We start from the raw sequence: 12,204 nt of genomic DNA on the forward strand, positions 1-12,204 counted from the left end.
CTCATAAAATATGGATCCTCTTCTCCAGTTGCTTCAGCAGGAAACTCAGGCACAGCGTCACCAGCAGATAAATCATTGCCACTGCGGTCCAGACTTCCAGCGCGCGGAAATTACCGGCAATAATTTCTTGCCCCTGACGAGTCAATTCCGCCACACCAATCACAATAAACAGCGAGGTGTCTTTAATACTGATAATCCACTGATTACCTAACGCAGGGATCATACGGCGTAATGCCAGCGGCATAATGACATGCCATAGCGTGCTGCGCTGAGATAATCCCATTGCCAGGCTGGCCTCTCTAAAACCTTTATTAATCGAGAGGATCGCCCCTCGGGTGATTTCTGCAATATAAGCACCCGAGTTAATCACAATAGTCGTAATGGCCGCCGTTACCGGATCAATATGAATCGGTAACACCATGGGGAGTGCGAAGTAAATAAACATCACTTGCACCATAATAGGCGTCCCACGGATTAACTCGACAAAGACTAATGAGACTGTCTTTGATATTTTTCCTCCGAGCGCCCGGCAGGTCCCCGCCAGCAGGCCAATAACAAAACCACCCAATAAACCTGATAATGAAATAATCAGTGTCAGCTGTAGTCCTTGCAACAACAGCGGCAGGGATTCCCAAATATATTTACTGTCGAAATTCATCATGTTACCCGTTAAGATGTAACGAGGTCGGATCGCTCCGACCTGGCGGGATTATTTTGGCTGTTTAGCAAACCACTTCACGTAAATCTTGCTGTAAGTGCCGTCCGCACGTAGCGCTTGCAGTGCGGCGTTGATCTTCGGCGTCAGGCTGCTGTTCTTCTGCATCGCAAAGCCGTAGTGCTGCGGCAGAATGCTGTCAGTCTCGCCGGTCGATTTCACTTTGCCATCACCTGCCGTTTTTACGTAATAGAGCACGTTGGGCGAATCATGCACCACGGCATCAAGGTTACCTGCCTGCAAATCAAGATAGGCGTTATCGATATTCGGGAATTCGACATAGTTCGCCTTATATTTGCTTTTCATAAAGCTGGCCGCCGCCGTTCCCTGCTTTAATCCCACTTTCTTTCCTGCTAAATCGCTGAATTTAGTAATGGTATTATCGCTGCTTTTCACCGCTATTAATAAATCAGCATCATAATAACCGTCGCTGAAATCGACGACCTGTTTACGCGCGTCGGTTATCGTAATGCCCGCCATGGCGACATCCAGATTACGTGATTGCAAACCCGGAATCAGTCCCCCGAAGTCCATCGGGCGTAATTCGTAGCTGACGTGCATTTTTTTAGCAATGGCATCCCACAAATCAATATCAAAGCCGACGTATTTATCGCCTTGTTTAAATTCAAAGGGGACAAACGCGGTATCAACGCCAACCGTTAATTTATCCTGCGCTTCTGCCACAAAACTGGCGGAGCAAGCGACCAGTGCTAACGTAACTTTTAATTTAGTGAATAATCCAGACATGATAACCCTCGTCGTCAGTAAAGTAGCGTGCATGAATGTCACCCGGCGTAATATATCGGCAGGGTGGGGAAATAAAAAAGTTGATATGCAGGGCGCACTTTCATGCGCCAAAATTAAAACGATACTTATGCGGGAATAATCTCATCCCGGGTGTCGGGTACCGGCGTCTGTGCGCCGTTCATTACCATCGAGAGAAAACTGTAATAACCATTAATTCCGATCAGATCCACCACGCCTTTCTCACCCCACAGCGCGATAGCGTGCTGCCAGGTGGCATCGCTGACTTTCTGCTGCTCCTGTAACTCCTTGCAAAAGTGATAGACCGCCCATTCATCCGGCTGCAGATCCTCTGGAAGACGCTTTTCATTAATCGCCTGCACTGCCGCGGCAGAAATACCTTTCTCGCGCGCAATCGGCGCATGAATCGCCCACTCCACAGGCTGCGACCAGTGCCGCGCGGTCATCAAAATCGCCAGTTCCGACAGGCGCTGTCCCAGCGCGCTGCGATAACGCAGGTATTCGCCCATGCGTTGCGCATGCGCCATCAGCTCTGGACTGCGCAGCAGCGGCTCGAAAGGTGGCAGCAGCGCACCGCGGGGCCCGTTGATTATCTCTTCGGCCAAAGCACGCTGCTGGTCGTCCCATTCATGCTCCGCTAGTGGGGGTAAACGATTGATCATAATTTGCCGGTCTCTTCGCGAATGACGGTGTTCAGCGTGTCCACTACAAAGTCGAGCTGGCCAGGCGTGACAATAAACGGGGGGGCGATCAGGATATGGTCGCCATACTGCCCGTCAATCGTTCCACCCATTGGATAGACCATCAGCCCACGTGACATACAGTTTGCTTTGATTGCTGCGTGCAGTTTCAGGGCAGGATCGAAGGGGGTTTTGCTGGCTTTATCGCGTACCAGCTCAATGCCCGCAAACAATCCGCGTCCACGCGTATCACCGACATGCGGTAATTCCCCCAGCACTTCACGCAATGCGCTGTGCAGGTAAGCCCCCTGTTGCCTGACCGCCTGCAGCAAATTATCGCGCGCGATCACCTGCTGCACGGCCAGGGCTGCGGACGCGGCGGTCGCGTGACAAATGTAGGTGTGCCCGTGCTGGAACAGACCGCTACCGGCCTGCAGCGCTGAGACAATCTTCTCGCTCGCTAATACTGCGCCAATCGGCTGATAGCCGCCCCCCAGCCCCTTCGCGATGGTCACCAAATCCGGCACCACATCATCCTGTTCAAACGCATGCAATGTGCCGGTGCGTCCCATGCCGCACATGACTTCATCCGCGATATAGAGGATGCCGTATTTATCACACAGGTTGCGTACACCTTTAAGATAGCCCGGGGTAGGCGGCGTGGCGCCGGTGGTGGCTCCCACCACGGTTTCTGCACAGAAACCAATAATGGTGTCGGGACCGGCCTCAATAATGGCTTGCTCCAGCTCGTTGAGCAGACGCGTGGTGTATTGCTGCTGGGTTTCGTCAGCGCGGCGGTCGCGATACTCGTTGCAGGCCGAAACGCGGATAACGTCGATCAGCAAGGGAGCAAACTGGCGGCGGCGCCATTCGTTGCCTCCCACCGCGAGTGCGCCAAGGGTATTGCCATGATAGCTCTGCTTACGGGCGATAAATTTGGTGCGCGACGGCTGGCCGATCTCAACAAAATACTGACGCGCCAGCTTGAGCGCGGTTTCGACCGCTTCCGAGCCGCCCGAAACGAAATAGGCATAGTTAAGATCGCCAGGCGCCGTGCGCGTCAGCTGTTCAGCAAGCTGTTCAACGGTGTCGCTGGTAAAAAAACTGGTGTGGGCATAGGCCAGTTGATCGATCTGGCGATGCATCGCAGCCAGAACGTCCGGATGCGCGTGGCCTAAACAGGAAACGGCGGCGCCACCGCAGGCGTCCAGATACTGTTTTCCCTGTGCATCAAAAATGTACGCCCCCTGGGCGCGTACCGCCACGGCGGGCGTGTTGCGTAGACTGCGGTGAATGATATGGGTCATGCGGGTCCTGCTCCTGAATACGCTGTGCTAATAAAGCGCATCTTGCAGGATCCATTTGTATCACGTCAATTTCATTTTGATCCAAATGCATTCTGTTTTCTTATGCCGGATGCAAATGAATTATTTTTCAGGGTTTCCCGGGCACCACATAGGCACCAGAGTCGATAAGATAGCGTTCAGCATTTTCGATTTTATTGACTGCATCCCGACCATGGCGCGCGACCAGCATCGCCAGTAAACACTCGGCGAGCCCCATACCGGACACCACGGAAGGAAAAAACGACGGGCTGTCTATGGAAAACAGCAGCGTGCAATCGGCAGCCTGGGCTAATGGCGAGACGGGAGAATCCGTAATGGCGACGATTGTCGCGCCTGCCTGCTGGGCTGCGCGCAGGACATCGAGCGACTCACGCGAATAGGGGGCAAAACTGGTGAGTAACAGGCAATCTTGTGCTGTTAATTCGCGGGTGAACACCTCGATATTGCTCGCCAGACCATCAATGAGTGATGCTTGCCTATTGAACAGTCGATAGACATAAAACAGCGACCAGGCGATAGGAAAGCTGGCCCGGAAGCCGCAAATATAGACATTCTCAGCCGCGTCCAGCAGCGATACAGCCTGCTCCATGGCCTGATGGTTTTCATGCTGTGTGAAAGCCAAATTAGCCTGATGCGCCTGAAACACCTCTTCATACAGCTGCGGCTGAGTGCCTTTGGCAATCAATTTCTCGGCTTTGGATACATATGTATCATTGCGCAGTCCGAGTTCATCAATGAATGCGTTCTTGAGTTCACCCCAGCCGTTGTAACCCAATCGTTGCGCTAACCGCAGCAGCGTGGCGGGTTTTACACCGGCTTCACTGGCGAAGGCGCGCATCGATAGCACGACCAGCTGATTGGTATTCTGTAGAGAGAACTCGGCAGCACGCTGTAATTCTGCAGACAACTCACTGAATGTACTGACAATATTTTCCCTTGGATTCATAGCAAATAGTCCCGCTTTTTAAGGTTAGCGCTGCTGTTGTCAACTTACGTTCGATCTTCACAGACCGAACGGGTTCGCGTTGTCTCAGAAACGGATGATGAAAACACAGAGTGAATAAGTCAACGGGGAGCTGAACAGGGGGGGGATCAGACGCGCGAAACCAATCTGATGATCATTATGATAAAGGCCAAAGGTAAGACTGTTTTCTATGCAGCATAGCGCTGCTCCTCGCTCATTCCAGCCCTTCGATATTCGACTTAACCGCTTTCAGCGTCCTTCTTCGGATCCAGCCGCTCCCGGCCCGTATTGCCAGCCAGTAGGCTACCATTTTTAGGTGAGTACGTTTGTCCGGACAATAAACGAAGGTCTCCGTACAGAGTTCATGTTGACCCGGCGCCAGTTCCGTTACCTGGTAGCGGAGCAACAGTTTTGCGCTGCCCGGCGCGGCTGGAGACTGAAAAGCAATGGCATCCGGTGCGTTTTCCAGACCGAAATCAGTCCTCCAGAATTGGCCTTTTAAGCCGTAGCTGAGCTCAGAGGCTGAGCTTTTCAAAAGCGTAAAGCTGTGCAACCCAAAGTTGCTGATTGAGTTAGCCTGCTGATTGCGCAGAAATCTTTGCGGCAATTGCCGCAAAGACATCAGCCGACGAATCACGGCATCTTGCCGGACGTCAAAGTTGGCAATCAACGGCAGAATATTTTCAGGATGCGCAGTATGAATGACCGCTCGGTGTTTTTCATGAAACTGGAACTGGGGGAGAAAAGCAGGAACATTACGCCACTGAGCAAGCGCTTTGCGGGTAACGAATCCGGGGTTCAGCATTGTTCTTCCTTGTCATCCTTTGAGCACAGCCAGAGTAACAGATGGTTTGCGGCAGACAATTACCAGGAAAACGTAGTACCGAAGCGTGCATCAACAAGACCTTTACCGTTCTAAGATCCCGTGATTTGACGACAGAGGCTGGCATTGCCGGGTGGCGGCTGCGCCTTACCCGGCCTACAAGAGAAAGAAAAGCGACACGAACCGTAGGCCCGTGCAAGCGAAGCGCCGCCGGGCACAGCCGCACTGCCGTCACCCCTCGCTCAGCATCGTCAAAAACCGCTTTACCGTCCGCGAACGTTCAAAACGCCGCCAGCAGAGCGCGATATCGGTATAAAGCTCCGGTGAACTCAGCGTGTGATAGGTGACATTCGGCGGCGAAATGGCCGCCATGGATTTCGGCACCAGCGCGAACCCGCCGCCAGCAGAGACCATGCTCAGGGAGGACGAAAGCTGCGACGACTGCAGCGCGTGCTGCACGTCAATCCCGGCCCGCTCGCAGCAGCCGTGAACCCGGTCATACAGGCCCGGCGCGACCTCCTGCGGGAACAACACCACCGGCGTCTCCCGAAGCTGCTCTAACGCCAGCGAATCGCACGCCGCCAGCGGATGATCGCGATGCAGCGCCACCACCATCGGCTCCCGGTCGAGGATTTTTAACTCGAACGCCTTGCTGCTCTCGCACGGCAGGCGCACGAAGGCGATATCCAGTTCACCCTCTGCCAGCATCGTCGTCAGCGACGACATATTGGCTTCCACCTGGTGAACCTGCACCGCCATGTTCTGCACCTGAAACTGGCGAATCAGGGTAAAAATTTTGGGATGAAAAGCGTCGGAGCTGGTGATGCCAATCGACAGGTTGCCGTTCAGCCCGCGCGCGATGCCGCGGGCTTTCTCCAGCGCGGCATCGCTCAGCGCCAGGATCTTGCAGGCATCCTCATAGAAGGCTTCTCCCGCTTCGGTCAGCTCCACGCCCCGCGTCAGACGTCTGAACAACGGCGTGCCCACTTCCTCTTCGAGCCGTTTGATTTGCTGACTCAGAGGAGGCTGTGAAATACCCAGCGCTTCGGCCGCCCTGGTGAAGTGTCGCTCGCGTGCAACCGCGACAAAATACCGCAGATAACGAAGTTCCATATCTAAAACGTCTCAAACCAGCATGGTTTCTATATTGGAACTCTCTGCTGAATCGGGTCAACATTTATTTAACCTTTCTAAATAAAGTTGAAGAGGACGAGCATGATGATGCATTCATCTGCCTGCGACTGTGAGGCCAGTTTGTGTGAGACCCTGCGCGGGTTCTTCGCCCAGCATCCTGACAGCGTGATCTATCAGACATCGCTAATGAGCGCCCTGTTAAGCGGCGTGTATGAAGGAGAGACCACCATCGCCGATCTGCTGGCACACGGTGATTTTGGTCTGGGTACCTTCAACGAGCTGGACGGCGAAATGATTGCCTTCAGCAGCCAGGTGTACCAGCTGCGCGCCGACGGCAGCGCCCGGGCCGCGAAGCCGGAGCAGAAAACGCCGTTCGCGGTCATGACCTGGTTCCAGCCGCAGTACCGCAAAACTTTCGATGCGCCGGTGAGCCGTCAGCAGATCCACGACGTCATCGACCAGCAGATCCCCTCCGATAACCTGTTCTGCGCGCTGCGCATCGACGGCAACTTCCGTCACGCCCACACCCGCACCGTACCGCGCCAGAAGCCGCCGTACCGCGCGATGACCGACGTGCTGGACGACCAGCCGGTGTTCCGCTTCAACCAGCGCGAGGGCGTGCTGGTCGGGTTCCGCACGCCGCAGCATATGCAGGGCATCAACGTGGCGGGCTATCACGAGCATTTCATCACCGACGACCGTCAGGGCGGGGGCCATCTGCTCGACTACCAGCTGGAGAGCGGCGTCCTCACCTTCGGTGAAATTCACAAGCTGATGATCGATCTGCCCGCCGACAGCGCCTTTTTACAGGCCAACCTTCACCCCAGCAATCTGGATGCGGCGATCCGTGCCGTCGAAAACTAACAGGAGAACTACCGTGAACAGTGAGAAACAGTCACGTCAGTGGGCGCACGGCGCCGATTTGGTTGTTGGCCAGCTGGAAGCGCAGGGCGTGAAGCAGGTGTTCGGGATCCCGGGGGCGAAAATCGACAAGGTCTTTGACTCCCTGCTGGATTCCTCCATCGAGATTATTCCGGTGCGTCACGAAGCCAACGCGGCGTTTATGGCGGCGGCGGTAGGGCGTCTGACCGGCAAGGCCGGGGTGGCGCTGGTGACCTCCGGGCCGGGCTGTTCCAACCTGATCACCGGCATTGCCACCGCCAACAGCGAAGGCGACCCTGTGGTGGCGCTGGGCGGGGCGGTGAAGCGGGCAGATAAAGCCAAGCTGGTGCACCAGAGCATGGACACCGTCGCCATGTTCAGCCCGGTCACCAAATACGCCGTGGAGGTGAGTGCGCCGGACGCGATTGCTGAGGTGGTTTCCAACGCGTTTCGCGCCGCCGAGCACGGCAGGCCGGGGGGCGCATTCGTCAGCCTGCCGCAGGATATTGTCGACCAGCCCGCCACGGGGGCAATTTTGCCCGCCAGCGGTCCCGCGCTGATGGGGCCGGCACCGGAATCCGCCATCAACGATGTAGCGAAGCTTATCGAGAAGGCCAAAAACCCGGTCATTCTGCTGGGGCTGATGGCGAGCCAGCCAGCAAACAGCGCCGCGCTGCGCAAGCTGCTGGAGAAAAGCCGTATTCCGGTCACCAGCACCTATCAGGCCGCCGGGGCGGTGAACCAGGAGCACTTCACCCGCTTCGCCGGACGCGTCGGTCTCTTCAATAACCAGGCGGGCGACCGGCTGCTCCATCTGGCGGATCTGATTATCTGCATCGGCTACAGCCCGGTGGAATACGAGCCGTCCATGTGGAACAGCGGCGACGCTACGCTGGTGCACATCGATGTGCTGCCTGCCTATGAAGAACGAAACTACGTGCCGGATCTGGAGCTGGTGGGGGACATCGCCGAAACGCTGAATCAGCTCGCTAACCGTATCGACCATAAGCTTGAGCTAAGCCAGCGGGCCTCCGAAATTCTGGTCGATCGCCAGCATCAGCGCGATCTGCTCGATCGTCGCGGCGCCTCGCTCAACCAGTTTGCCCTGCATCCGCTGCGCATCGTGCGCGCCATGCAGGACATCGTGAATAACGACGTGACGCTCACCGTCGACATGGGCAGCTTCCACATCTGGATCGCCCGCTATCTCTACAGCTTCCGGGCACGTCAGGTGATGATCTCCAACGGTCAGCAGACCATGGGCGTCGCGCTGCCGTGGGCCATTGGCGCGTGGCTGGTCAACCCGAGCCGCAAGGTGGTGTCGGTCTCCGGTGACGGCGGCTTCCTGCAGTCGAGCATGGAGCTGGAAACCGCGGTGCGCCTCAACGCTAACGTGCTGCACATCATCTGGGTGGATAACGGCTACAACATGGTTGCCATTCAGGAAGAGAAAAAATACCAGCGTCTTTCCGGCGTCGAGTTTGGCCCGGTCGATTTCAAAGTCTATGCCGACGCCTTTGGCGCGAAAGGCTTTGCCGTGGAGAGCGCCGACGCGCTCGAACCCACGCTGCGTGCGGCGATGGATGTGGATGGCCCGGCCGTGGTGGCCATTCCCGTCGACTACAGCGATAACCCGCTGCTGATGGGCCAGCTCCATCTCAGCCAGATTTTGTGAATCAACATAAGGACAGAGAAATGCAAAAAGTTGCTCTCGTAACAGGCTCAGGCCAGGGGATTGGTAAAGCGATCGCGCTTCGCCTGGTGAAAGATGGCTTTGCCGTCGCCATCGCCGACTATAACGTGGAGACGGCAAGAGCCGTCGCCGATGAAATCATCCGTAACGGCGGGAACGCCGTCGCCGTGAAGGTGGATGTCTCTGACCGCGAACAGGTATTTGCGGCGGTGGAGAAAGCCCGCACCGCGCTGGGCGGATTCAACGTGATCGTCAATAACGCCGGGATTGCGCCGTCTACCCCAATTGAATCCATCACGCCGGATATTGTCGACAAGGTCTACAACATTAACGTGAAAGGGGTGATCTGGGGGATCCAGGCCGCGATTGACGCGTTCCGCAAAGAGGGGCACGGCGGCAAGATCATCAACGCCTGCTCCCAGGCGGGCCACACCGGCAACCCGGAGCTGGCGGTCTACAGTTCCAGCAAGTTCGCGGTGCGCGGCTTGACCCAGACCGCGGCACGGGATCTCGCGCCGCTGGGGATAACCGTTAACGCCTACTGTCCGGGCATCGTTAAAACGCCGATGTGGGCAGAGATCGACCGTCAGGTCTCCGAGGCGGCGGGTAAACCGCTCGGTTACGGGACTGAAACCTTTGCCAAACGCATTACGCTTGGCCGCCTGTCCGAACCGGAAGATGTCGCCGCCTGCGTCTCATACCTGGCTGGGCCGGATTCCGACTACATGACCGGCCAGTCGCTCTTAATTGATGGTGGGATGGTGTTCAACTAAATTCTAATAAGCTCTGACATGAGTTTTCCCCTGCACCCGTGCAGGGGCTTTTTTTTGTCTCCTCCGCCATTGTGCATTACACTGCGCGCTGCAAAACTTTAGTCATTACGATCTGACAGGCGGTAACAGCGATGAACGGTACAATCACAACGTGGTTTAAAGATAAAGGCTTTGGATTTATCAAAGATGAAAACGGCGATAACCGCTATTTTCATGTGATTAAGGTCGCGAACCCCGATCTGATTAAGAAAGATGCCGCGGTGACCTTCGAGCCAACCACCAACAACAAAGGCCTTTCCGCCTACGCAGTGAAGGTGATCCCGGAAAGCAAACATCTCTTTATTGCGGGCGAGCGCGTGAAGCTCACCTCCATCAAATCCTTCGTGGTGTTTAACGAAGAAGAGCCGGTTGATACCAAAATCGACAAAGAGAATGCGGTGCTGTCGGTGGGGCTGCTGATGAACAGCATCAAGCCGAAATCTGATAAAAAGCCGGGCGAAATGCGCACGGTGAAGAAGCTGGCAATCACCACCTTCCAGAACACGACGCTGATCTTCACCGAAGATGAGATCGACATTGATGCCACGGTGAAGCTGCTGAAGTGATTTTTTTTGCCGGGTGGCGGCGATGCCTTACCCGGCCTGGAAAACTTAACCCATCCTGTGCTCGCCCCGTAACATCGCCTCACGGTCAAACACCTTCTGGATCTCCCCGTGCGACATAAACGCCGCCCGGTCGGACATATGGGCAATCACGTCCGCATCGTGACTCACCAGCAGATAGGTCATCTCGTGCTCGGCCTTCAGGCGGTTGAGCAGGTTCAGGATCTCCGCCTGCACGGACATATCCAGCGCCGAGGTCGGCTCGTCCAGCAGCAGAAGCTGCGGGCGCAGCAGCAGCGCGCGGGCAATCGCCACGCGCTGGCGCTGGCCGCCGGAAAGCTGGTGCGGATAACGTTTACCCGCGTCGGCAGAAAGCCCCACCTCGTGCAGTGCATTGGTCACCTTTTCCGCGATTTGCGTCTCGCCATGGATGCTTAACGGCTCCGACAGCGTGCGCGCAATGGTGTGGTTCGGGTGCAGCGACGCCCACGGATCCTGAAACACCATCTGTACGTTGCGGCGAAGCTCTCCTTCAAAACGTCGCCCAGGCGTTAACGTTTCTGCCAGCAGCGCAATATTGCCGCGCCACTCGCGCTGCAGCCCTGCCAGCACGCGCAGAATCGTCGATTTCCCGCAGCCGGATTCACCTATCAGGCTGAAGGTTTCACCTTTCTCGATGGCAAAGCTGGCGGCGGACACCGCCGTTTTCTCCCCGAAGCTCACCTGGAGATCCTTTACTTCAACGAGCGTCATTGTCGGCCTCCTTCCACGGCTGCGAACGGTCGAGCGTTGGCAGCATCTGTCCATAAGTATGGGCGTCTGGACGACAGGTCCACAGGGTGCGCGTGTACGGATGCGTTGCCTGCGGAAGCTGGCTCGCCGCCATCTCATCCACCTTTTCGCCCTGATACATCACCAGCACGCGGTCGCAGTGCTCCGCCACCAGCGGCAGATCGTGGCTGATTAACAGCATCGCCATCCGGCGTTCTTCGCACTGCTGCACCAGCAGTTCGAGGATCTGGCTACGCAGGCGGGCGTCCAGCGCGGAGGTAGGTTCGTCGGCAATCAGCACCTGCGGGTTGTTGACGAGCGCAATCGCAATCATCACCCGCTGGCCCATGCCCCCGGAAAGCTCACCGGGGTAGCGGGACAGCACGTTCTCGCTCAGCCCGACGGCGCGGATGATGTCGTGAATGCGTGCCTGGCGTTCTGAACGCGGCAGCCGCTGATGCAGCGTAAGTGCCTCATCAAGCTGGGCGGCGACGGTTTTCACGGGGTTAAGGGCGTAGCGCGGGTCCTGCAGGACCATCGCAATCCCGTTGCCGCGCAGCGCCTGCCAGCGGCGGGGGCTTAGGGTCAGCAGGTCGTTGCCGAGCACGTTAAGCCGGTTAGCGCTTACGATGCCGGGCTTACGCACCAGCCCCATCAGGGCGCGGGCGGACATCGACTTGCCGGAGCCGGATTCCCCCACCAGCGCCAGCCGCTCGTTGCCAAGCGTGAAGCTCAGGTTGTTGACCACGCGCGCGGCGGGGTAGTCGATATTCAGCGCATCGACGATGACGCAGTGTTCAGTCATGCTGTGGCTCCAGTACGTCGCGCAGGCCGTCGCCCAGCAGGTTAAAGGCCAGGCTGGCAAACAGAATCGCCCCGCCCGGAATGGCGGCAATCCACCACTGATCGAAAATCACCTGCATGCCGTCGGCGATCATCGCGCCCCATTCGGCCATTGGAGGGCGTGCGCCAAGGCCGAGGAAGCCCAGACCGGCGGCCGCCAGAATAATCCCTGCCAGATCCAGCGCCAGGCGCACAATCGCGGACGGCAGGCAC

The 12,204-nt window shown here is 56.9% G+C and carries 14 protein-coding genes; 4 read left to right on the forward strand and 10 right to left on the reverse strand.

Annotation, left to right across the window (positions count from 1 at the left end):
• Position 1: 1 nt before the first annotated feature.
• From glnP to DOU50_RS09715, 7 genes are all read right to left on the reverse strand, one after another.
• The gene (glnP, locus tag DOU50_RS09685) at positions 2-658 is read right to left on the reverse strand and encodes a glutamine ABC transporter permease GlnP (protein ID WP_024906945.1); all 657 of its coding nucleotides are present in this window, start codon (positions 656-658) and stop codon (positions 2-4) included.
• 51 nt (positions 659-709) lie between these two features.
• Entirely contained in the window at positions 710-1,462 is a 753-nt protein-coding gene (gene glnH / locus DOU50_RS09690; RefSeq protein WP_148769280.1) for a glutamine ABC transporter substrate-binding protein GlnH, read from the reverse strand.
• 125 nt (positions 1,463-1,587) lie between these two features.
• Entirely contained in the window at positions 1,588-2,142 is a 555-nt protein-coding gene (locus tag DOU50_RS09695) for a carboxymuconolactone decarboxylase family protein (protein ID WP_175557789.1), read from the reverse strand.
• On the reverse strand, positions 2,139-3,467 hold the full coding sequence (locus tag DOU50_RS09700) for an aspartate aminotransferase family protein (protein ID WP_148769274.1): 1,329 nt from the start codon (positions 3,465-3,467) through the stop codon (positions 2,139-2,141). The genes DOU50_RS09695 and DOU50_RS09700 overlap by 4 nt, the downstream gene beginning before the upstream one ends.
• Positions 3,468-3,594: 127 nt before the next feature.
• Complete coding sequence (locus DOU50_RS09705) at positions 3,595-4,452, reverse strand: MurR/RpiR family transcriptional regulator (RefSeq protein WP_032649670.1); 858 nt, start codon at positions 4,450-4,452, stop codon at positions 3,595-3,597.
• Positions 4,453-4,684: 232 nt separating this feature from the next.
• Positions 4,685-5,275, reverse strand: a complete 591-nt coding sequence (locus DOU50_RS09710) for a hypothetical protein (protein ID WP_148769275.1) — start codon at positions 5,273-5,275, stop codon at positions 4,685-4,687.
• Positions 5,276-5,524: 249 nt separating this feature from the next.
• Positions 5,525-6,406, reverse strand: coding sequence for a LysR family transcriptional regulator (locus DOU50_RS09715; protein ID WP_032649661.1), 882 nt, complete (start codon positions 6,404-6,406; stop codon positions 5,525-5,527).
• A gap of 105 nt (positions 6,407-6,511) precedes the next feature.
• On the opposite strand from DOU50_RS09715, the gene budA reads away from it, so the two are divergent.
• From budA to DOU50_RS09735, 4 genes are all read left to right on the forward strand, one after another.
• A complete protein-coding gene (gene budA / locus DOU50_RS09720; RefSeq protein WP_148769281.1) occupies positions 6,512-7,291 on the forward strand; it encodes an acetolactate decarboxylase in 780 nt (259 codons plus the stop codon).
• Positions 7,263-8,984, forward strand: a complete 1,722-nt coding sequence (alsS, locus tag DOU50_RS09725) for an acetolactate synthase AlsS (protein WP_198925452.1) — start codon at positions 7,263-7,265, stop codon at positions 8,982-8,984. The genes budA and alsS overlap by 29 nt, the downstream gene beginning before the upstream one ends.
• A gap of 20 nt (positions 8,985-9,004) precedes the next feature.
• Positions 9,005-9,775 (forward strand): (S)-acetoin forming diacetyl reductase, encoded by a 771-nt coding sequence (locus tag DOU50_RS09730; protein ID WP_024906954.1) that lies wholly within the window; start codon positions 9,005-9,007, stop codon positions 9,773-9,775.
• 131 nt (positions 9,776-9,906) lie between these two features.
• Positions 9,907-10,380, forward strand: a complete 474-nt coding sequence (locus DOU50_RS09735) for a cold-shock protein (RefSeq protein WP_024906955.1) — start codon at positions 9,907-9,909, stop codon at positions 10,378-10,380.
• Positions 10,381-10,425: 45 nt separating this feature from the next.
• Here DOU50_RS09735 and DOU50_RS09740 read toward each other — a convergent pair whose 3' ends face one another.
• The 3 genes from DOU50_RS09740 to DOU50_RS09750 form a co-directional block, all read right to left on the reverse strand.
• Positions 10,426-11,130 carry an ABC transporter ATP-binding protein gene (locus tag DOU50_RS09740; RefSeq protein ID WP_148769276.1) on the reverse strand — a complete coding sequence of 235 codons (705 nt, stop codon included), beginning with the start codon at positions 11,128-11,130 and terminating at the stop codon, positions 10,426-10,428.
• Entirely contained in the window at positions 11,117-11,953 is an 837-nt protein-coding gene (locus DOU50_RS09745) for an ABC transporter ATP-binding protein (RefSeq protein WP_148769277.1), read from the reverse strand. The genes DOU50_RS09740 and DOU50_RS09745 overlap by 14 nt, the downstream gene beginning before the upstream one ends.
• A partial coding sequence (locus tag DOU50_RS09750) for an ABC transporter permease subunit (RefSeq protein WP_148769278.1) occupies positions 11,946-12,204 on the reverse strand: 259 nt, incomplete at its 5' end. The genes DOU50_RS09750 and DOU50_RS09745, both read right to left, overlap by 8 nt.

This window comes from Enterobacter sp. C6 (assembly GCF_008122455.1).
Classification (GTDB): Bacteria; Pseudomonadota; Gammaproteobacteria; order Enterobacterales; family Enterobacteriaceae; genus Enterobacter; species Enterobacter pseudoroggenkampii.

Coding starts and splice junctions, on each gene's coding strand:
- glnP (WP_024906945.1), bottom strand. CDS start 658: ATGAATTTCGACAGTAAATATATTTGGGAATCCCTGCCGCTGTTGTTG.
- glnH (WP_148769280.1), bottom strand. CDS start 1,462: ATGTCTGGATTATTCACTAAATTAAAAGTTACGTTAGCACTGGTCGCT.
- DOU50_RS09695 (WP_175557789.1), bottom strand. CDS start 2,142: ATGATCAATCGTTTACCCCCACTAGCGGAGCATGAATGGGACGACCAG.
- DOU50_RS09700 (WP_148769274.1), bottom strand. CDS start 3,467: ATGACCCATATCATTCACCGCAGTCTACGCAACACGCCCGCCGTGGCG.
- DOU50_RS09705 (WP_032649670.1), bottom strand. CDS start 4,452: ATGAATCCAAGGGAAAATATTGTCAGTACATTCAGTGAGTTGTCTGCA.
- DOU50_RS09710 (WP_148769275.1), bottom strand. CDS start 5,275: ATGCTGAACCCCGGATTCGTTACCCGCAAAGCGCTTGCTCAGTGGCGT.
- DOU50_RS09715 (WP_032649661.1), bottom strand. CDS start 6,406: ATGGAACTTCGTTATCTGCGGTATTTTGTCGCGGTTGCACGCGAGCGA.
- budA (WP_148769281.1), top strand. CDS start 6,512: ATGATGCATTCATCTGCCTGCGACTGTGAGGCCAGTTTGTGTGAGACC.
- alsS (WP_198925452.1), top strand. CDS start 7,263: ATGCGGCGATCCGTGCCGTCGAAAACTAACAGGAGAACTACCGTGAAC.
- DOU50_RS09730 (WP_024906954.1), top strand. CDS start 9,005: ATGCAAAAAGTTGCTCTCGTAACAGGCTCAGGCCAGGGGATTGGTAAA.
- DOU50_RS09735 (WP_024906955.1), top strand. CDS start 9,907: ATGAACGGTACAATCACAACGTGGTTTAAAGATAAAGGCTTTGGATTT.
- DOU50_RS09740 (WP_148769276.1), bottom strand. CDS start 11,130: ATGACGCTCGTTGAAGTAAAGGATCTCCAGGTGAGCTTCGGGGAGAAA.
- DOU50_RS09745 (WP_148769277.1), bottom strand. CDS start 11,953: ATGACTGAACACTGCGTCATCGTCGATGCGCTGAATATCGACTACCCC.